This window comes from Ideonella sp. sgz306126, from assembly GCF_056032705.1.
The window spans coordinates 367,662-385,882 of the sequence record NZ_JBVYWP010000002.1 but is presented as its reverse complement, the minus strand read 5'-3'; the positions used below and the strand labels follow the sequence as shown (position 1 = coordinate 385,882).

The following is an 18,221-nucleotide window of genomic DNA, read 5'->3' as shown; positions in this document are numbered from 1 at the left end:
CACGGTCTCCGGTCGGACACTTCTAAGGCCCAGGCTGGCTCACCGCCATGGCAGGGCGATGAACCGACATGACGAGCATGGATGCCACCATGCATGCCGCGCCCGCGGCAAACAGGGCCGGGTTGTAGGTCAACAGCAGCGTGCGGGTCAAGCCGGCACCGTAGGCCGCCACGGCGGCGCCGAGTTGGTGCGATGCAAACACCCATCCGAAAATCAGGCCGGCGCGCTCCTTGCCGAAGGCCTGAGCGGCGAGCTTGACCGTCGGTGGCACGGTGGCAATCCAATCCAGACCGTAGAACATCGCAAACAGCGACAAGCCGTACAGCGTGAAGGTCGAGAACGGCAGCCAGAACAGCGACAAACCGCGCAAGCCGTAATACCAGAACAGCAGCTTGCGGTTGTCGAAACGGTCGGAGAGGTAGCCCGACAGCGTGGTGCCGATCAGATCGAACGCGCCCATCATCGACAGCACCGACGCTGCCGGGACGGCTGACAGGCCCCGGTCGCCGCACAGCGAGATGAAGTGCGTTTGCACCAGGCCATTGGTGCTGAGTCCGCAAATGAAGAAGCTGCCGGCCAACACCCAGAACGTACGGTCGCGCGCGGCCTCGGCCAGCATCGCGAAGGGCGCCAGGAAGTCGAGCGGCGCCGGCGCGCTCGGGGCGATCGGCGGCGTGTCCAGTGGCTCTCCGTAGGCGCGCAGTCCGACATCACTCGGGCGGTCGCGCATGAACAACTTGGCCAGCACGGTGACCACCACGCACGCGACGACGACGGGTAGCACGGCGTAGCGCCAGCCCGCATGCTCGATGATCCAAGCCGCCGCCGGCAGGAAGATCAGCTGCCCGGTGGCGGTGCTGGCCGCAAACAGTCCGACCACCAGGCCCCGATGGGTGGTGAACCAACGGTTGGCCACCATGGCGCCCAGCACCAAAGCGGTCAACCCGGTGCCGCAGCCCAGCACCAAGCCCCACAACAGGAAGAGCTGCCACAGCTGGGTGATGACCGTGGCGAGCCCCATGGCCACCGCAATCAGGCAGGCAGCCGTCACCATGATGCGGCGCAGGCCGAATCGTCCAATGAAGAGTGCCGAGAACGGGCCCAGCAAGCCGAAGAGCGCGAAGCGCAACGCGAAGACGGAGGACAACTGGTCGGTGGTCCAGCCGAACTCCTTGCTGAGGGGTCGCAGCATCGCGCCAGGCAGGCCCAGGGCCGCCGACGTGGTCAGCATCGCGAAGAAGGTCACTGCGGCAACCACCCAGCCGTAATGGACGCCGCGCCGGCCAAGCTCGTTCGAGGTGTATTGGGCGATCATCGGGGTGGCTTTTGCTTGTAATTGCAATCATTGTAATTACAATTCACTGATGCGAGAGACTGGTTCAAAAGCCCCCAAAGCCCCTGTGGCGAACCCCAAGGGCTGCAGCAGCCTGAAGCTCCGACAGCTCTCCAGGCGCGTCAGTCAGCAGTTTGATGCCGTCGTTGTGCAAGCGGGTTTGAAGACGACCCAGTACTCGCTGCTGTCTCACATCGTTCGACTCGGCCCCGTGCGGCCGGGGCAATTGGCGGCGGTCCTCGAGATGGACGCGTCGACGCTGACGCGCAACCTGCAACCGCTGTTGCTGCACGGCTGGGTCGAAGTGACCGCAGGCGAAGACGGCCGCAGCCGTCAGGTGCATGCCACCTCGGCCGGTGTCGCCCAGCAGGCCGAAGCCCAGAGGCAGTGGAAGCGAGCGCAGCAGGCATTCAACGACCAGATGGGCAATGACCTCGTGCTGCGCTTGCATGAAGTCATCGATGAATGTTTGGCCCGACTTCACGAGAAACCGATCTCGGACAAGTGAAGCGCCTGTGACCGCCCTTCTCGGCCCGTAGCTGCCGTCGCCATGCGCCTGCTTGGTTCGTGTACCGAGAGTTGGCGCTGTGCGACGGTGGCCCCGGTGTTGCGCACCGCCCGGCCAGCAAGCCCGGTACCCAGCGGCAGTCCTCAGGCCTGCAGGGCTCGGGCAGCCTCGCCATGCCTGTTGACATTGGTTTCCCAAGAAACTAAACTGCCTTCAGTTTCTTGGGAAACCTAATGACCCGCAGCGCCAAACCACCTGCACCTTCGCCACTGGAGGCCCATCTCGGGTTCTGGCTGCGTTTCGTCTCCAACCACGTCTCCGCTCGATTTCAAACGCTGCTGGAGCAGAAGGACGTCACCGTCACCGAATGGGTGGCGTTACGCACACTCTGGTCTCAGGACGAGACGACGCATGCAGAGCTGATCCACGCGCTTGGCATGACCAAGGGGGCTGCATCCAAGCTCGTCTCGCGGCTGGAGGAGAAGGGGCTTGCAAAGCGGCAGCTGGCCGAGGGACGCGCCCGCGAACAAAGCCTGCGCCTGACCGCTGCGGGCAGGGGGCTGGTCCCCAAGCTGGCTGCGCTGGCTGATGCCAATGACGCCCATTTCTTCGGCCACCTCTCCGCCGCCGAGCGCCAAGCGCTGGCGCGTGCGATGCGCGCCCTGGTGCAACACCACCAACTCAAAGACGTCCCCACCGCTTGACCCGGTGACCCCGTCTTCATTCGAAAGCACATCATGAACCAGACCACCCTGTCTGCCATCCGCGACACGTTTGAGGCTTCCCATCAAGGCGCCATCCACTTCGGCGAAGTGATCGGCCGGCTGATGGGCGCGGGTGTGGAGTCCTACCACGTTGACTACCGCAGCGGACGCGCCACCTACTACCTGTCCGACGGAAGCACCGCTGATTTCAACTTTGAACGCCCGGAGCATGGCGTTGCGGACGTGTTCGATGTCGAAGCCTTGCGTGCAGCCATCGTCGGTGCACAGCAGGGGCGCGTGATGTATCCGGAGTTCAAGCCGCTGTCGCAGCGCGCCGGATGCGCGGCATACACCGTCTGGATTGCAGGCCGCCACGTCGTGTACGCGGGTCGCCGGGGCGAGACGCACACCGAGCGATTCCCCGACTGAGATCTGATCGTCGATGGCGGCCGCGCCATCGACCGTCTCGGACGCGGCTACCGTCAATGGCAGCGATGTGACGCACGGGCCGGCCAGAGGTCTCGGCCAGCCGTCCGTCATGAAAGGCAGCTTCCGGGGCGTGGCCAATGGCTGCCTCTGCGTCTGATTCGTGCAAGTGGATAGACTGCCAATGTTCAACACCCGCAGGAGGCGACATCATGGAACTCTTCCTTGGTAAGAAGGCCAGCGCTCGTATCCCGGTCGTGATGTCGCTGATTGCCTTGGTGCTCGTCGCAGTTCAAGTCTCGATCCATGGCTTGAGTCCTGAGCCGGATGAAGGCGCTCTTGCCCACCTGTATCAGTTGCTGGTTGTTTGCCAGATTCCGGTCATCGCCTACTTCGGGCTCCGGTGGCTCCGGCAAGCGCCGCTGCAAGGCTTGCGCGTCGTTGTGGCACAGGGTTTCGCATTGGCGGCCGCACTCGTTCCGGTGCACATGATGGGTTGGTAGTCGACAGCCAACGCTGGCGGCGAAGGGCTCGTCTGGAGATCAGCGGCCCGACCATCGAGCTGACAGCCTTGTGGAAAATGCGAAGGCGCTTTTCGGCCCACAGGCGACACTGCCGGAGGCTGCCTTCGGAGATCAGAGGGCGGCTTGGCGTGGACGCTCGTCGGGCGGCGAGTCGCGCCGGATGCCTCCAGCCGGGAATGAGTCATGAACGCTTCCCCCAGTCGTCGCTGCCTCGTCGTCGGGGCGCTCGCCTGCTGCATCGCAGCGGCAAGGTCGGGGGTCCCCCTCTCCACCGGCGCGGTTGACGTGTGGTCCGGATTCCTTGAGGCCGATGATCCGCCGACGCGCCTGACGCTTCGGGTGATGAGCAGCACGTCGGCCGAATTGGTGGTTTTCGGCGTAGGCGCCTTGCCACTGAATCGATTCCACATGGCCGATGGCCGCGTGGAATTCGGCACCGAGCGGCCGCCGCTCACCTTCGAAGGCGTGCTGGATCGCCATGGCGACCTGGTGGGCACCGTGCGCCGGGGACAAGAGAAAATTCCCCTGACGTTCATCCGCGGCGATCTGTACACGGAAAGGCCCATGCCGGCGGTGCAACTCGTGCCTATCACCCAGCAAGGTCTCAAGGCCTTGAGAGCTGCCGCGAACTGTCCCGCGATGGGCGTCGCCTGGGAGCGGGCCCCTGGCCCCACTCACGTCCTTGTCGACGGATGGCGTTCGACGACGCGCCGCGTGCCGGTGCAGGTCCGCGATCGATGGCACCTCGGATCGGTGACCAAGAACATGACAGCGACGCTTGCGGCGCGGCTGATCGAGCGCGGCCTGCTGGATTGGACGACCTCGGTCGGCGACGTCCTAGGCTCCCGCATTCCCGACATGCTGGTCGCTTATCGGGGCCTGACCATCGTGCATCTGCTGAGCCACCGCGGCGGTCTCGTTCGCGACGTTCCGACCCAGGCCTATGTCGACCTACCACCCGAACAGCAAAGGCTGGCCTATGTGCGGGCAGGGCTGCGGGAGCCGCCCCTGGGCCCGGCAGGGACGAACACGGTCTACAGCAATCTTGACTACGTGGCTGCCGGGCTGATGCTGGAGGTCGTCGGCGGCGCGCCATGGGAGAGGCTCTTCGACAACCATGTGGTACAGCCGCTCGGCCTGACCAGCGTCGGCTTCGGACCGCCAGGTAGCGCGGACGGAAGCGACCAACCGCAAGGGCACCGCATGGGCGCGCGTGGGCTGGAGCCCGTCCGCACCGACGTTCCCTTTGCCATGGGGCCGGCGGGCCGCGTCAACATGGCCTTGCCCGACCTTGTCAAGTACCTCCGCGCCCATCGCGATCGGCCAAGCAGCTTTCTCCACCCGGCCTCGTGGGAGACGCTGCACACGCCGCCATTCGGCGGCCACTATGCGCTCGGATGGGAAGTCGGCCTCGATGGCGTGCTGTATCACGGCGGCACCAACGGGTGGTGGAAAGCCGAGGTGCGGATTGACCCGCGACGCCGGCTGGTCTGCGCAGCGGTCACGAACGTGTTGAACAACAACGGACAGAAAGCCTTGCTTGAGCTGGAAGACGCCGCCGCGTCGTCATGATCGCTTGGAGAGCGGTCACGGGCTTAATGCCGGCGTGGCCGGACTCGGCCAGGAGCGGCCGATTGCCAATGTTAGCCTCATGGCAGCCTGCCGATGAGACGAACGCGGAAAACAGTAAAGTCGATTCCAACGAATGAGCGGGAGGGATTGCTGATGTTGTTCGCGGTGCTGTTTCAGGACAAGTCTGGACAAGGTGAATTGAGGGCAGCGAACTTGCAAGCCCATATCGAGTGGGTGGCTCGCCATACCGATCTGATTCTTGTGGCTGGATCGCTCAGGCGCGAGCCAGGTGAAGTGCCAAGGGGTGGACTCTGGGTCGTCGAGGCGACGTCGAAGGCGGACGTCCTTGCCTTGGTCGAATCTGACCCATTTACTTGCTGCGGGCTGCGCGAATCTGTCGAGGTGCTTCACTGGAGCAAGGCCCTGCCGGAGCTGAAAGCTCTTGTCTAGTATCGGCGGCGACTGTTCGACGACGGAAGCCGACCAGGTACGGTCGTTCGTCACAGGCGGCATTCGGAAGCGCCAGCCAAACGAGTAGTACTCTGCAAATGCCCCGCGTGCTTCGCGGTCCCAGACAAAATCGCCCGCCCCAGGGAGGAAGCCTCGCATCATGGAAGTCACCCTCGCGCACCTGGAGGAGCAGCATTTCTCGGCGTTGCGTGAGGTAGCGGACGTGGTTGCCCGTGAGCGCCGCTTCCTCGCCATGTTTCAGGCGCCACCATTGGAGGTGGCAATCGGCTTCTACCGTTCTGTATTAGCCGATGGGCAATGCCACCTGGCGCTTCATGGCCCCAATGTTGTTGGCTGGTGCGACGTTCTGCCGAACTTTGGCGAGAGCCGGCGACATGTGGGCACATTGGGCATCGGGCTTATGCCAGCCTTTCGAAGGCAGGGTATCGGCAGGAAGTTGCTGGAGGCAGCCGTTGCAACGGCGTGGACCCGGGGCCTTGCGCGAATCGAACTCACGGTGCGTGAAGACAACCACAACGCAAGAACTCTGTACGAGAGATTGGGCTTTGAACACGAGGGCGTCAAGCGGCGATCCATGCTCGTTGATGGCAAGTATCTCGATTGCCATTCCATGGCGCTGTTGCGCGGTGCTTGAGGGCTGGTGCCGGGCAGGAGCAGCTGTTCATGACCGGCCGCTGATGGGCTTGGCGATTTCGGCTGTGCCAATGTTAAATACCCATCAGAAAAGCCATTCTTGATGGCTGCTTGCGCAGTTACCTAGAGCGCACTTGGTTACTTGAAAGTTTGGATTGTGATCAATGGATTTGAGTGGGCATGTAGCAAATTCAACAGTCTAGAAGAATTGTAGATAGTTATTCTGGCTTACTCGAATGTTTAAAGATTGGTGTCGACTGACAATGAAAACCTTGTCGCAGAAAATGAAAGAAATTGCCGGCGAGGACCAATCTAAATTTATTCCCGGCTAGGGAATACTCCAAAGAGGCACCATGGAACGTTTTATATCTTCAATTCAGCTTTCTGTACAAACAAAAAACTGGTTTGCAGCAATATTCATGACCCTCGCCATGCCTGATGTCTGCAGCAGCTTGGAACTTCCGGAGGGGAAGGATCCGAACAATGAAATCGGTAGCCGATACAAGGCTTGGTTTGATCGATATCTTCGAGAAAGATATTGCCATTCAAATCTTTATGAGTACCTGATGATTCGGAAACCCGCCCACGTTGCGGCACAGTCAGAACGCGGAAAGGAATTCCTGAAAAACACAAAGACCTCCCCCACCGCAAATTTTACTTCAGAGGACTGCTGGCGCCTTCGTTGTCGCTGCTTACATAACGGGTATACGTTCACCACCCCGCGTGGCCTGGGGGAGTCCATCCTCTTTATGGAGCCTGCGCCGCTTGGAGCCCTGGTAAGTTTTGGGCGAGTTGGAAGCGCACTCCATCTGGATGTAAATATCTTTTGTACCGATATGTGCCTTGCAGTAAAAAAATGGGAACAAGATACAGCCGAAAATCAACTAGTAGCATCGCGCAAGTCGAATCTCATCGAAGTACTCCCATTCCCAATGACCCCAATTCCAAGACCGCACGGGCAGGCATAGCCACTGTTCTAACCATCTTCCAATTTAGGAACAATCAGCTGCCTATGTGGTTATTTAGGATGGGGCGCCCGATTGCAGATGGCTTGGTAAACGAAGAAGTGGATCTGGTCTTTGCAATGGGCCCCAAATTTGGAAGGACGGGTTGCTGCGCGGTACAGCTAGGGTTGCATCTGAAAGGCCGTTTTCGAAGTTCGACCTCATATCAGTTTGAGACTGCAACAATCGAGATCAGCAGCCTACGGCTTGACGGCACGGAAGTCAGGTGCCTGGCAAGCATTTCTGCTTACTGAAGGTCCGTCTCGGGTCGCCAGCTGCCGCAACACGCGACCCCGAACCCGGCCCTCATTCGCCAGCGACGCCGCCGTGCAAGTCGTCCCGACATCCGCAGGCCGCAGCACCGGGGCTCAGTCGCTGACCCGTCCGCGACCGGCCTTGATCTGGCCGCGCAGCGCCTTGCCTTCCAGGCGGCGCCGCTGCGAGCTGCGGGTGGGTTTGGTGGCGCGGCGGGCGCGCGGCACGTGGGCGGCTTCGTCCACCAGCGCCTGTAGGCGCGCCAGCGCGTCGGCGCGGTTCATCTCCAGGCTGCGGTGGTCCTGGGCCTTGATCACCACCTCGCCGTCGGCGGTGATGCGGCTGTCGGGCCAGGCCAGCAGCCGTGCTTTGACCGCCTCGGGCAGCGACGACGCGCGGATGTCGAAGCGCAGGTGCGCCGCGTTCGAGACCTTGTTGACGTTCTGCCCGCCCGCGCCCTGGGCCCGGATCGCGGTGAAGCGGACTTCCTGCGGCGAGACGGTGCAGCGCGGCATCGCCGGCCTCAGCCCGCCGGCGGATGGCGCAGGCTGCGGTGGCGCTGCTCCAGTTCCTGGCGCAGCTGGCGGCGCGTCTGCGCGTTCTCGTTGCGCCGGATCTCGTCGGGCGTGCCCGGGACGAACGGCGGCACCGCGGTGGGCCGCATCGCCTCGTCCACCGCCACCATCGTGAAGAAGCAGCTGTTGGCATGCCGGGTGCGGCGGGTGCGGATGTCCTCGGTCACGACCTTGATGCCGATCTCCATCGACGAGCGGCCGGTGTGGTTGACCGAGGCCAGGAAGCTCACCAACTCGCCGACGTGGATCGGTTCGCGGAAGGTCACCTGGTCGACGCTGAGCGTGACCACGTAGCAGCCGGCGTAGCGGCTGGCGCAGGCGTAGGCCACCTGGTCGAGGATCTTCAGGATCGCGCCGCCGTGCACCTTGCCGCTGAAGTTGGCCATGTCGGGCGTCATCAGCACCGTCATCGAGAGGTGGTGCGAGGGCGGTGTCATGCAGGCTCCCAGGGGCAGATGAGGTTGCGGTGGGGCGCCGGCCGAACGCGGCGTCAGGCGACGCGGACCGGCACCCGCGGCGCCAGCGCGCACATCAGCTCGTAGCCTATCGTGCCGGCGGCGCGGGCCACCTCGTCGATGGCCAGCCGCTGGCCCTGCGGGCCGTGGCCCCAGAGCGTGACTTCGCTGCCGATCTGCGCGGCCGGCACCGGCGACAGGTCCACCGCCAGCATGTCCATCGACACCCGGCCGATGGTGCGGCTGCGCAGGCCGTCGACCAGCACCGGCGTGCCGGTCGGGCAGTGGCGCGGGTAGCCGTCGGCATAGCCGCAGGCCACCACGCCGATGCGCATCGCGGTCTCGGCGACGAACGAGCTGCCGTAGCCCACGCTGTCGCCGGGCTGCAGGGCCTGCACCGCGATCAGCTTGGAGCGCAGCGTCATCGCCGGCTGCAGGCCCCAGTGGCGCGCATCGTGCTCGGGGAAATCGGGCACGCCGCCGTACAGCATCACGCCGGCGCGCACCCAATCGGCCCGCACGCCGGCCTCGCTCAGGTGGCGTAGCGTGGCGGCGCTGTTGGCCAGCGAGCGCTCGCCGGGCAGGTCGTCGGTGGCCTCGTGCCAGGCCGCCATCTGGTGCGCGATGCCGTTGCGGCCGAAGCGCGGCGCGTCGGCGTCCGAGAAATGGGTCACCAGCGAGATCTCGTCGACCTGGGGCAGGGCGCTCAGCCGGGTCCAGGCCGAGCGCAGCGCGTGCGGCCCGAAGCCGAGCCGGTTCATGCCGCTGTTCATCTTCAGGAACACCCGGTGCGGCTGGTGGGTCTTGTGGGCGCTGAGCCAGTCGATCTGCTGCTCGCAGTGCACCACGTGCCAGAGGTTCAGGCGCGAACACAGTTCCAGGTCGCGCGCCTCGAACACCCCTTCGAGCAACAGGATGGGGCCGCGCCAGTCGAGTGCGCGCAGCCGCTCGGCCTCGGCCAGGTCGAGCAGCGCGAAGCCGTCGGCGGCGCGCAGGCCCTCGAACGCGCGTTCGATGCCGTGGCCGTAGGCATTGGCCTTGACCACCGCCCAGACCCGCGCATCCGGCGCCAGGCGGCGGGCGGTGTCCAGGTTGTGGGCCAGGGCGTCGGGGTGGATCAGGGCTTCGATCGGGCGCGGCATCAACGGCTTTCGGGTCGCAAGCCCGTCATTCTGCCAGCCGGGCCCGCCCCGGCGGGCCGCACCCCCGTGCTATAAACCGCACGCTTTCAAGGAGACCCCGCGATCCGATTGCGCCGCCCGTCGCGTCGCGCCCGCACCGCCTTTGCCCTGCATGAAAAAAGGCTTCTACACCGTGATGGCGGCGCAGTTCTTCAGCTCGCTGGCCGACAACGCTTTGCTGGTGGGCGCCATCGAGCTGATCAAGTCCAGCCAGGCGCCGGGCTGGGAGATCCCGGCCCTGACGCCGATGTTCGCGCTGTTCTATGTGCTGCTGGCGCCGCTGGTCGGCGCCTTCGCCGACGCCGTGCCCAAGGGCCAGGTGATGTTCTATTCGAACAGCATCAAGGGCGTGGGCTGCGCGATGATGCTGTTCGGCGGCCATCCGCTGCTGTCCTATGCGGTGGTGGGCCTGGGCGCGGCGGCCTATTCGCCGGCCAAGTACGGCATCCTGACCGAGCTGCTGCCGCCGTCGCAGCTGGTCAAGGCCAACGGCTGGATCGAAGGCCTGACGATCCTGTCCATCATCCTGGGCGTGCTGCTGGGCGGGCAGCTGGTCGGCCCGCACCTGGCCCCGTGGCTGCTGAGCTTCGACCTGCCGCTGATCGACACCGGCATCGACACGCCGTCGCAGGCGGCGATCAGCACCGTGGCCGGGCTGTACGTGATCGCCTCGGTGTTCAACCTGAAGATTCCGCGCACCGAGGCGCCGCTGCAGCCGCTGTCGGCCAACGTGGTCGAACTGGTGCGCGACTTCAGCCAGTGCAATGCGCGGCTGTGGGCCGACCGGCTGGGCCAGATCTCGCTGGCCACCACGACGCTGTTCTGGGGTGTCTCCAGCAACCTGCGGGTGATCGTGTTCGCGTGGGCCGCGGTGGCGCTGGGCTATGGCACGACCCAGGCCTCGGCGCTGACCGGCGTGGTGGCAATCGGCACCGCCACCGGCGCGGTGGTGGCCTCGGTGTTCATGCGGCTGGACCGGGCGACCCGGGTGATTCCGCTGGGCGTGGCGATGGGCCTGCTGCTGGTCGGCCTGAACCTGATCCGCAACGTCGGCGTCGCGGCACCGTTCCTGATCCTGCTGGGCGGGATCGGCGGCTACCTGGTGGTGCCGATGAACGCCTTGCTGCAGCACCGCGGCCACAACCTGATGGGCGCCGGCCGGTCGATCGCGGTGCAGAACTTCAACGAGCAGGCCTGCATCCTGGGCCTGGGCGCGTTCTACACCGCGATGACCCGCTACGGCCTGACGGCCTACACGACGATCGCCGTGATGGGGCTGGGCGTGGCCGCGGCGATGGCCCTGATCGGTCGCTGGCACCGCCACAACTGCGTCCACCATCGCGACGAGGTCCAGCGCCTGCTGGCCATCGCCCGCTCCGACCGGCACTGAGATGGACGCGCCGCCCGCACCGGGCCTGAGGCCGGTGGCCGGGCTGCTGCTCAACGCGATGGTCTGGGGCCTGTCGTGGTGGCCGATGCGCCAGCTGCAGCACGCGGGGCTGCACCCGCTGTGGGCCACCGCGCTGATCTTCCTGTTCGCGTCGGCGGTGATCGGGCTGCGCCGGCCCGCGGCCTGGCGCGAGCTGCTGTCCGAGCCGCCGCTGTGGATCATCCTGCTGGCGGCGGGCACCACCAATGCGTCGTTCAACTGGGGCGTGACCGCGGGCGACGTGGTGCGGGTGATCCTGCTGTTCTACCTGATGCCGGTCTGGGCGGTGCTGCTGGCGCGCTGGCTGCTGCACGAGCCCGTCACGCCGGCCGCGCTGGCGCGGGTGGCGATGGCGCTGACCGGCGCGCTGATCGTGCTCTGGCCGTCGGGCAACGCGTCGGCCGGCGCGCTCAAGGCGGTGGACCTGCTGGGCCTGCTGGGCGGCTTCAGCTTCGCGGTCAACAACATCATGCTGCGGCGCGAGGCGCACCGGCGAGGCGGCGGACGCGGGTTGGCGATGTTCCTGGGCGGCGCGGTGGTGTCGCTGGGGCTGGCGCTGACGCTGCCGATCCCGTCGCCGCCGCCGCTGGCCTGGCCCTGGGTGGCGGGCGTGCTGGCCCTGGGCGGCTGCTACCTGGCCAGCAACCTCGCCCTGCAGTACGGGGTCTCGCGGCTGCCGGCCCATGTCACCGCCGTGGTGATGCTGACCGAGGTGCTGTGGGCCACCGGCTCGGCGCTGGCGCTGGGGGCCGGGGCGATGAGCCCGGGCCTGGCGTTGGGCGGGGCGCTGATCCTGGGCGCGGCGGCGCTGGCCGCGCTGCAGTGACACCATGTTTCGCTGCGGCGGCCGGCTGCGGCGCTACGATGCGTCTCCACCGCACCGGGACATCGCCATGGCCAGCCTCTACGATTTCGAAGCCCGCACCATCACCGGCGAGCGCGTGCCGCTGAAGGACTACCGGGGCCGCGTGCTGCTGATCGTCAACACCGCCAGCGCCTGCGGCTTCACGCCGCAGTTCAAGGGCTTGCAGGCCTTGTGGCAGCAGTACGAGGCGAAGGGTCTGACTGTGCTGGGGTTCCCGAGCAACGAGTTCGGCGGCCAGGATCCGGGCAGCGACGACGAGATCGCCTCGTTCTGCGAGATGAATTTCGGCGTCAGCTTTCCGATGATGGCCAAGATCGAGGTCAACGGCGCGGGGGCGCACCCGCTCTTCCAGTGGCTCAAGGCCGCCAGGCCGGGCCTGCTCGGCAGCGAGGCCATCAAATGGAACTTCACCAAGTTCCTGATCGGCCGCGACGGTACCGTGCTCAAGCGCTACGCACCCCAGGACGCGCCCGAGAAGCTGGCCGGCGACATCGAGGCGGCGCTGGCAGGATGAGGGCCGCGTGGCTGCCATGCTGAGGCACCGCCGCCTGTGGATCGTGCTGCTGTTCGTCGCGGCGATGTGGGTGGTGTTCGAAGTCACCGGCCTGCGCGCCAGGATCGATCCGGCGTTGCTGCGCGATGCGTTTGCCCGGCACCGCGGGACGGGGCTGGCGCTGTTCACGCTGCTGTTCGTGCTGGGCAACCTGATCCAGCTGCCGGGCTGGCTGTTCCTGGCCGGGGCGGTGCTGGCGCTGGGCGCGTTCTGGGGTTTCTGGGCCACCTACCTGGCGGCCTGCGTGTCCTGCCTGGCGACGTTCTGGCTGATCCGGGCGCTGGGGCGCAACGCGCTGCGCGAGTTCACCGGGCCGCTGGCCGCGCGGGCCCTGGGCCGGCTCGACGCGCATCCGCTGCAGAGTGTGCTTGTGTTGCGCCTGGTGTTCCAGACCGTGCCGGCGCTGAACTATGCGCTGGCGATGTCGGGCGTGTCGCTGCGCCACTACCTGCTCGGCACCGCGCTCGGGTTGCCGTTGCCCATCCTGGTCTACGTGGTGTTCTTCCGCACGCTGGCCCGGGCGCTGCACTGGCCGCTGCCGGCCTGAGGGAGCCGAACACGCTGTCGGCCTTGCAAACACAAGGTAACGTTTCGGACGCATTGCGCAATGAGAGGCGCATGCACACTTCGGCCGTTGGTCGAGGGTCGCTGCGGCAGGCCTGCCGCGCCTCGGCTTGGAAGGAGTGCCATGTACAAGAAATCGCCGATCGGGCTGGCGTTGGCCGCCCTGGTCTCCGTGGTGGCCGCGGTGTCGATCGCCGCCTGTGGCGGCGGGGGTGCCGCCGCCAATGTGAATGCGGCGGCCGCGCCGTCGGGCGCCGCCGCGCAGGCGGTGTCGTCGGGCGTGGTCACCGCCTTCGGCAGCGTGTTCGTCAACGGCCACGAGTTCAATACCGCGAACGCCGCGGTGGTCGACGATGACACCGGCGCCGTTGGGGGCGTCGGCGCGCTGGAAGTGGGCATGCCGGTGCGGGTCGTGGCGGCCAGCGACAGTTCGGAGGCCCACCCGGTGGCCGGCGAGCTGCACTTCCGCCCGTTGGCGCGCGGCTTCGTCGACGCCTATGACGCGACGGGCAGCACATTGACCGTGATGGGCCAGTCGGTCGCGCTGACCGCCGCGACGAATTTCTCCGACCACCGCGCCTGCCTGACCGCGCCCAGCCCTTGCGCGCCGATCACCGGCGCGTCCGGCCTCAGCGTCACGACCGGCCCCGGCGCCGGCGGCAGCTATGTCGCGGTGCATGGTTTCCTCTACAACGACCCGGCCGCACCGGGCGCCAACATCATCGCGACGCTGATCTCGGTGGCTGACGCGCCGGTGGGCGGCACCGGGGCGTCCTACAAGGCCGAGGGCCTGGTGACCGCCGTCAGCGGCAGCCAGGTGAAGATCGGCGGCCTGTCGGTGGATCTGTCGGCGGCCACCTGCTACGTCGCGAACAAGACCGCCACGGCCTGCGCGTCCGCCTACAGTGTGGGCCAGACCGTCTCGGCCTTCAGCACCGTGGCGCCGGTGCTGCCCGCCGTCCAGTTCAGCGCGAGCACCGCGCTGCTGCGGGAGAGCCTGTCGGCGCAGGCGCCCGGCAGCACGATGGAATTCGAGGGGCGGGTGTCCAGCGTGACCCCATCGCCGGCCTCGTTCACCGCCGACGGCATCGTGGTCGACGCTTCGGCGCTGCCCAGCGGCCAGTTGCCGGCGGTCGGTGACCAGGTGCGGGTGCTCGGCACCGTCAGTGCCGGTGGCACCAGCGTGCTGGCGTCGTCGGTCAGCGTGGAGGAGGTCGCGAAGTCGGCCACCTACGGCTTCGAGGGCGATTACAGCAGCCTGGCAGCGGGCGCCGCCGCCAACACCTACGTCGTGACGCTGCTCGGCCAGACCATGACGGTCGACGCGACGACCGAACTGGCGGACCGCTCGCTGCATGGCCTGGGACAAGACCCCAGCAACGCGCCGCCGCTGTTCAACATCAACAACTTCCTGACCTATCTGCAGGCCCCCAACGTCTCGCAGCACCTGCAGGTGCGGGCGGTGGTGGACGGCAACGGCAACCTGCACGCGCTGTCGCTGACGATCCTGCCCGCCAGCACGCTGGCCAGCGTCGCCGGCGTGATCGACGCCTCGCCGGTGCCGGTCAACGGCACGGCGGGCAGTTCGTCCACGACCTTCGACGTGCATGGCCTGGCGGTCAGCGCCGACCCGACCGCCGTCGTCGCCCGGCCCGGCCACAACCCGCCGACCACCGTGGCCGCGGGCGACCTGGTGCTGGTGCGCGGCAGCTGGGCGGCCGGGGTGCTGACGGTGGCTGCGCCGGTCGGGCCGATCACCCGGGAATCGCCGAACGCCGTGCTCGACAGCGGTCCTCCGAAGAGCGGGGACCAGGACGGCTTCTGACCCGTCCGCCCGCGCCGCTGCCTCAGTTCGAGGCCGGTTGCGCGGGCGCGGCCGGCGCAGCGGCCTTGGCCTTGGCTTCGGCGTCCTTCTTCTTGGCCAGGTGGTGGCCGACGGCGCAGCCGGCGATCGCCCCGGCCACCGCGTGGTGGCCGGCCACGTGACCGGCGACCGCGCCGACCACCGCCCCCTTGATGCAACCTTTGGCCGAGGCCGGGCCGGCGGCGAGCGTGCCCAGTGCGATGAGCAAGGTGGCGGTGATGGCAGCGGTTTTCATGGTGACGGTTCCTCGGCGTGACGGGTGGGGCCGGCGCGCGTCCGGCGCGTCGGTGTCCGCACTATAGGTGGCCGCGGGAGGCCGCGCTCGCCCGTGGTCACGCCCTGCGGCCGGATAATCGCGATCCTTGCCACCCTGCCTGAATCCACCATGTTCGCGCACATCGATGCCTACGCCGGCGACCCCATCCTGACGTTGAACGAGGACTTCCAGAAGGATCCGCGTCCCGACAAGATCAACCTGTCGATCGGCATCTATTTCGACGATGCCGGTCGCATCCCGGTGCTGGGCTGCGTGCGCGAGGCCGAGGCCCGGATCGCCGCCCAGGTTGGCCCCAAGCCCTACCTGCCGATGGAAGGCCTGGCGGCGTTCCGCAGCGGGGTCCAGACGCTGCTGTTCGGAGCCGGCCACCCGGCGCTGCAGGCCGGCCGGGTCACGACGATCCAGTCGGTCGGATCGTCGGGAGGCCTCAAGGTCGGTGCCGATTTCATCGCCCGCTGGTTCCCCGGCAGCCAGATCTGGGTCAGCGACCCGACCTGGGACAACCACCGCGCGGTGTTCGAGGGCGCCGGGCTGACCGTCAACACCTATCCGTACTACGACGCCGCCACCGGCGGCCTGCGCTTCGACGCCATGCTGCAGACCTTGAGCGCGCTGCCGGCCAAGAGCGTCGTGCTGCTGCACGCCTGCTGCCACAACCCGACCGGGGTCGACCTGACGCCGGCGCAATGGCAGGCCCTGATCCCGGTGCTGCGCAGCCGCGGCCTGATCGCCTTCCTCGACCTGGCCTACCAGGGCTTCGGCGACGGCATCGAGGCCGATGCCTCGGCCCTGCGCAGCTTGGCCGAGGCCGGCCTGTCGTTCTTCGTCGCGAACTCGTTTTCGAAGAGCCTGTCGGTCTACGGCGAGCGCTGCGGCGCGCTGAGCGTGGTCTGCCCCGACGCGGCCCAGGCCGATCGGGTGCTGGGTCAATTGAAGGCGACCGTGCGGCGCAACTACTCGAATCCGCCGCTGCACGCCGGCCTGCTGGTGGCGACCATCCTGGGCTCGCCCGAGCTGCGCGCGCAATGGGCCGGCGAGCTCGATGCGATGCGCCAGCGCATCCGCCAGATGCGCGAGCAACTGCACGCGGTGCTGAGCGCCAAGCTGCCGGGCCGCGACTTCGGCTACTTCCTGACCCAGCGCGGCATGTTCAGCTACACCGGCCTGACGGCGGCGCAGGCGGACCGGCTGCGCGAGGAATTCGGCGTCTACCTGCTGCGGTCGGGGCGGATGTGCGTCGCCGGCCTGAACAGCGGCAACGTCGAGCGCACGGCCAGCGCGATGGCGGCGGTGCTGGCCGGCTGAGCCCGACCCGGTCGGCCCTGCCGGCCCGGCCTTAAGGCGGGCTTCAGCCGGGGTGGCGACGATGCAGGCGTTCCCACTTCGGAAGCCTGCCATGCTGCTTCGTTCCTTCCTCGCACCGAGCCGGTGGCTCGCCGGGGCGGCGCTGTGCGCACCCCTGCTGACCTGGGCCGCCACCCCGTCCGAGCTGCTCGCCGGATACAGCGCCGAAGCCGGCGCACCCGCCCAGGCGGCCCGCGGCCAGGCGTTTTTCACCACCACGCACGGCCGCGAATGGTCGTGCAGCAGCTGCCATGGCGCCACGCCGACGCGCGAAGGCAAGCACGCGGCCACCGGCAAGACGATCTCGCCGCTCGCGCCGGCGTTCAACCCGCAGCGCTTCACCGACGCCGCCAAGGCCGAGAAATGGTTCCGCCGCAACTGCAACGACGTGGTGGGCCGCGCCTGCACGCCCGCCGAGAAGGCGGATCTGCTGGCCTGGTTGATCACCCTGAAATAAGGAGCCGGCCATGTCCCGATTCAAGCTCTCGTCCGGCCTGCTGGGCGCCGCCTTGTGCCTGGCCGCTTCGGCCGGCCGCGCCGAGGAACACGCCGCCCGCGTCCCGCCGCTGCCGCTGTACCAGCAGGAATGCGGCGCCTGCCACGTCGCGTTCCCCGCCGGACTGCTGCCGGCCGCCTCGTGGTCGCGGCTGATGGGCGACCTGCCCCATCACTTCGGCAGCGACGCTTCGCTGGAACCCGCCACGTCGCGGCAGATCTCGGCCTGGCTGCAGGCCAACGCGGCCACCGGCCGCCGCGCGCAGGGCACGCCGCCGCAGGACCGCATCACGCGCAGCGCCTGGTTCCAGCGCGAGCACGACGAGGTCGGCAGCGCCACCTGGAAGCGCGCCTCCGTCAAGAGCCCCGCCAACTGCGCGGCCTGCCACGCCGGTGCGGCCGAAGGCCGCTTCAGCGAGCACGAGATCCGCATCCCCAACTGAGCCGAGTCCCCTGATGACCTCTTCCCATGCCCCCGGGTCGGCGACGCCGGCCGCCACCACCCCCTCCGAGCCGCGCCAGATCCTGGTCTGGGACGTGCCGGTGCGCGTCTTCCACTGGCTGCTCGCGGCCTCGTTCGCCGGCGCCTGGCTGAGCGCCGAGAGCGAGCGCTGGCGCCTGGTCCATGTGAGCCTGGGCTACACGATGATCGGCCTGGTCGTTTTCCGCCTGCTGTGGGGCGTGGTCGGCAGCCGGCCGGCGCGCTTCGCGTCCTTCGTGCGCGGACCGCGGGCGGTGCTGGCCTACCTGCGCTCGCTGCGCAGCAGCCAGCCCGAACACCATGTCGGCCACAACCCGGCCGGCGGCTGGGCCATCCTGGCGCTGCTGGGCCTGACGCTGGTCACCACCGCGCTCGGCTGGGCGGCCTACAACGAACTGGGCGGCGACGCGCTGGGCGAGGCGCACGAGTGGGCCGCGAACCTGATGATGGCCGTGGTGGGTGTGCATGTGGCCGGCGTCGTCGTGGCCAGCGTGCTGCACCGCGAGAACCTGGTGCGCGCGATGGTCACCGGCCGCAAGCCGGGCCGCCCGGAGGACGGCGCGCGGCGCAGCGCCTGGCTGCTCGGCGCGATCATCGCGGTCGCCGTGGCCGCGTTCTGGACCTGGCAGTGGCAGACTGCACCCGGTGGCGCGCTGGCGGCGATGACGAACGCCGCGGCCGGCCACGGCGACGACGACGACTGAGGAC

Annotated in this window: 22 protein-coding genes; 17 read left to right on the top strand and 5 right to left on the bottom strand. The window is 67.5% G+C overall.

Annotated features, from left to right (window positions below):
- Positions 1–22: 22 nt before the first annotated feature.
- On the bottom strand, positions 23–1,315 hold the full coding sequence (locus AC0N04_RS06225) for an MFS transporter (RefSeq protein ID WP_474279772.1): 1,293 nt from the start codon (positions 1,313–1,315) through the stop codon (positions 23–25).
- 85 nt (positions 1,316–1,400) lie between these two features.
- On the opposite strand from AC0N04_RS06225, the gene AC0N04_RS06220 reads away from it, so the two are divergent.
- The 8 genes from AC0N04_RS06220 to AC0N04_RS06185 all read left to right on the top strand — a co-directional run bounded on the left by AC0N04_RS06220 (position 1,401) and on the right by AC0N04_RS06185 (position 7,139).
- Positions 1,401–1,841 carry a MarR family winged helix-turn-helix transcriptional regulator gene (locus AC0N04_RS06220; protein ID WP_474279770.1) on the top strand — a complete coding sequence of 147 codons (441 nt, stop codon included), beginning with the start codon at positions 1,401–1,403 and terminating at the stop codon, positions 1,839–1,841.
- Between the two features lie 233 nt (positions 1,842–2,074).
- Positions 2,075–2,545 (top strand): MarR family winged helix-turn-helix transcriptional regulator, encoded by a 471-nt coding sequence (locus AC0N04_RS06215; protein WP_474279768.1) that lies wholly within the window; start codon positions 2,075–2,077, stop codon positions 2,543–2,545.
- A 33-nt stretch (positions 2,546–2,578) separates the two neighbouring features.
- The gene (locus tag AC0N04_RS06210; RefSeq protein ID WP_474279766.1) at positions 2,579–2,974 is read left to right on the top strand and encodes a DUF1398 domain-containing protein; all 396 of its coding nucleotides are present in this window, start codon (positions 2,579–2,581) and stop codon (positions 2,972–2,974) included.
- A 209-nt stretch (positions 2,975–3,183) separates the two neighbouring features.
- Positions 3,184–3,474 (top strand): hypothetical protein, encoded by a 291-nt coding sequence (locus tag AC0N04_RS06205; RefSeq protein ID WP_474279764.1) that lies wholly within the window; start codon positions 3,184–3,186, stop codon positions 3,472–3,474.
- A gap of 204 nt (positions 3,475–3,678) precedes the next feature.
- Complete coding sequence (locus tag AC0N04_RS06200) at positions 3,679–5,067, top strand: serine hydrolase domain-containing protein (protein WP_474279762.1); 1,389 nt, start codon at positions 3,679–3,681, stop codon at positions 5,065–5,067.
- 153 nt (positions 5,068–5,220) lie between these two features.
- Positions 5,221–5,517 carry a YciI family protein gene (locus AC0N04_RS06195; protein ID WP_474280500.1) on the top strand — a complete coding sequence of 99 codons (297 nt, stop codon included), beginning with the start codon at positions 5,221–5,223 and terminating at the stop codon, positions 5,515–5,517.
- A gap of 160 nt (positions 5,518–5,677) precedes the next feature.
- Complete coding sequence (locus AC0N04_RS06190; protein ID WP_474279759.1) at positions 5,678–6,172, top strand: N-acetyltransferase family protein; 495 nt, start codon at positions 5,678–5,680, stop codon at positions 6,170–6,172.
- Positions 6,173–6,524: 352 nt separating this feature from the next.
- Positions 6,525–7,139 carry a hypothetical protein gene (locus AC0N04_RS06185; RefSeq protein ID WP_474279757.1) on the top strand — a complete coding sequence of 205 codons (615 nt, stop codon included), beginning with the start codon at positions 6,525–6,527 and terminating at the stop codon, positions 7,137–7,139.
- A gap of 404 nt (positions 7,140–7,543) precedes the next feature.
- Here AC0N04_RS06185 and arfB read toward each other — a convergent pair whose 3' ends face one another.
- The 3 genes from arfB to alr are packed head-to-tail and all read right to left on the bottom strand — an operon-like array spanning position 7,544 to position 9,602.
- Positions 7,544–7,945, bottom strand: coding sequence for an alternative ribosome rescue aminoacyl-tRNA hydrolase ArfB (gene arfB, locus AC0N04_RS06180; RefSeq protein ID WP_474279755.1), 402 nt, complete (start codon positions 7,943–7,945; stop codon positions 7,544–7,546).
- 8 nt (positions 7,946–7,953) lie between these two features.
- Positions 7,954–8,442 (bottom strand): acyl-CoA thioesterase, encoded by a 489-nt coding sequence (locus tag AC0N04_RS06175; protein ID WP_474279753.1) that lies wholly within the window; start codon positions 8,440–8,442, stop codon positions 7,954–7,956.
- Positions 8,443–8,495: 53 nt separating this feature from the next.
- Positions 8,496–9,602, bottom strand: a complete 1,107-nt coding sequence (gene alr, locus AC0N04_RS06170; RefSeq protein ID WP_474279751.1) for an alanine racemase — start codon at positions 9,600–9,602, stop codon at positions 8,496–8,498.
- A gap of 151 nt (positions 9,603–9,753) precedes the next feature.
- Between alr and lplT the strand changes: the two genes are divergently transcribed.
- The 5 genes from lplT to AC0N04_RS06145 all read left to right on the top strand — a co-directional run bounded on the left by lplT (position 9,754) and on the right by AC0N04_RS06145 (position 14,877).
- A complete protein-coding gene (gene lplT, locus AC0N04_RS06165; RefSeq protein WP_474279749.1) occupies positions 9,754–11,031 on the top strand; it encodes a lysophospholipid transporter LplT in 1,278 nt (425 codons plus the stop codon).
- 1 nt (position 11,032) lies between these two features.
- Positions 11,033–11,896, top strand: a complete 864-nt coding sequence (locus AC0N04_RS06160) for a DMT family transporter (protein ID WP_474279747.1) — start codon at positions 11,033–11,035, stop codon at positions 11,894–11,896.
- Between the two features lie 67 nt (positions 11,897–11,963).
- A complete protein-coding gene (locus AC0N04_RS06155) occupies positions 11,964–12,449 on the top strand; it encodes a glutathione peroxidase (protein WP_474279745.1) in 486 nt (161 codons plus the stop codon).
- A gap of 16 nt (positions 12,450–12,465) precedes the next feature.
- Complete coding sequence (locus AC0N04_RS06150) at positions 12,466–13,035, top strand: TVP38/TMEM64 family protein (RefSeq protein WP_474280498.1); 570 nt, start codon at positions 12,466–12,468, stop codon at positions 13,033–13,035.
- Positions 13,036–13,176: 141 nt separating this feature from the next.
- The gene (locus tag AC0N04_RS06145) at positions 13,177–14,877 is read left to right on the top strand and encodes a DUF5666 domain-containing protein (RefSeq protein ID WP_474279742.1); all 1,701 of its coding nucleotides are present in this window, start codon (positions 13,177–13,179) and stop codon (positions 14,875–14,877) included.
- Positions 14,878–14,899: 22 nt separating this feature from the next.
- Here the strand turns inward: AC0N04_RS06145 and AC0N04_RS06140 are convergent, their stop codons facing one another.
- Complete coding sequence (locus AC0N04_RS06140; protein ID WP_474279740.1) at positions 14,900–15,151, bottom strand: hypothetical protein; 252 nt, start codon at positions 15,149–15,151, stop codon at positions 14,900–14,902.
- 150 nt (positions 15,152–15,301) lie between these two features.
- Here AC0N04_RS06140 and AC0N04_RS06135 point away from each other — a divergent pair, with 150 nt between their 5' ends.
- From AC0N04_RS06135 to AC0N04_RS06120, 4 genes are all read left to right on the top strand, one after another.
- Complete coding sequence (locus tag AC0N04_RS06135; RefSeq protein ID WP_474279738.1) at positions 15,302–16,498, top strand: amino acid aminotransferase; 1,197 nt, start codon at positions 15,302–15,304, stop codon at positions 16,496–16,498.
- A gap of 91 nt (positions 16,499–16,589) precedes the next feature.
- The gene (locus AC0N04_RS06130) at positions 16,590–16,994 is read left to right on the top strand and encodes a DUF1924 domain-containing protein (protein WP_474279736.1); all 405 of its coding nucleotides are present in this window, start codon (positions 16,590–16,592) and stop codon (positions 16,992–16,994) included.
- 10 nt (positions 16,995–17,004) lie between these two features.
- Positions 17,005–17,475 carry a diheme cytochrome c gene (locus tag AC0N04_RS06125; RefSeq protein WP_474279734.1) on the top strand — a complete coding sequence of 157 codons (471 nt, stop codon included), beginning with the start codon at positions 17,005–17,007 and terminating at the stop codon, positions 17,473–17,475.
- Between the two features lie 13 nt (positions 17,476–17,488).
- Positions 17,489–18,217 carry a cytochrome b/b6 domain-containing protein gene (locus tag AC0N04_RS06120; protein ID WP_474279732.1) on the top strand — a complete coding sequence of 243 codons (729 nt, stop codon included), beginning with the start codon at positions 17,489–17,491 and terminating at the stop codon, positions 18,215–18,217.
- Positions 18,218–18,221 lie beyond the last annotated feature (4 nt).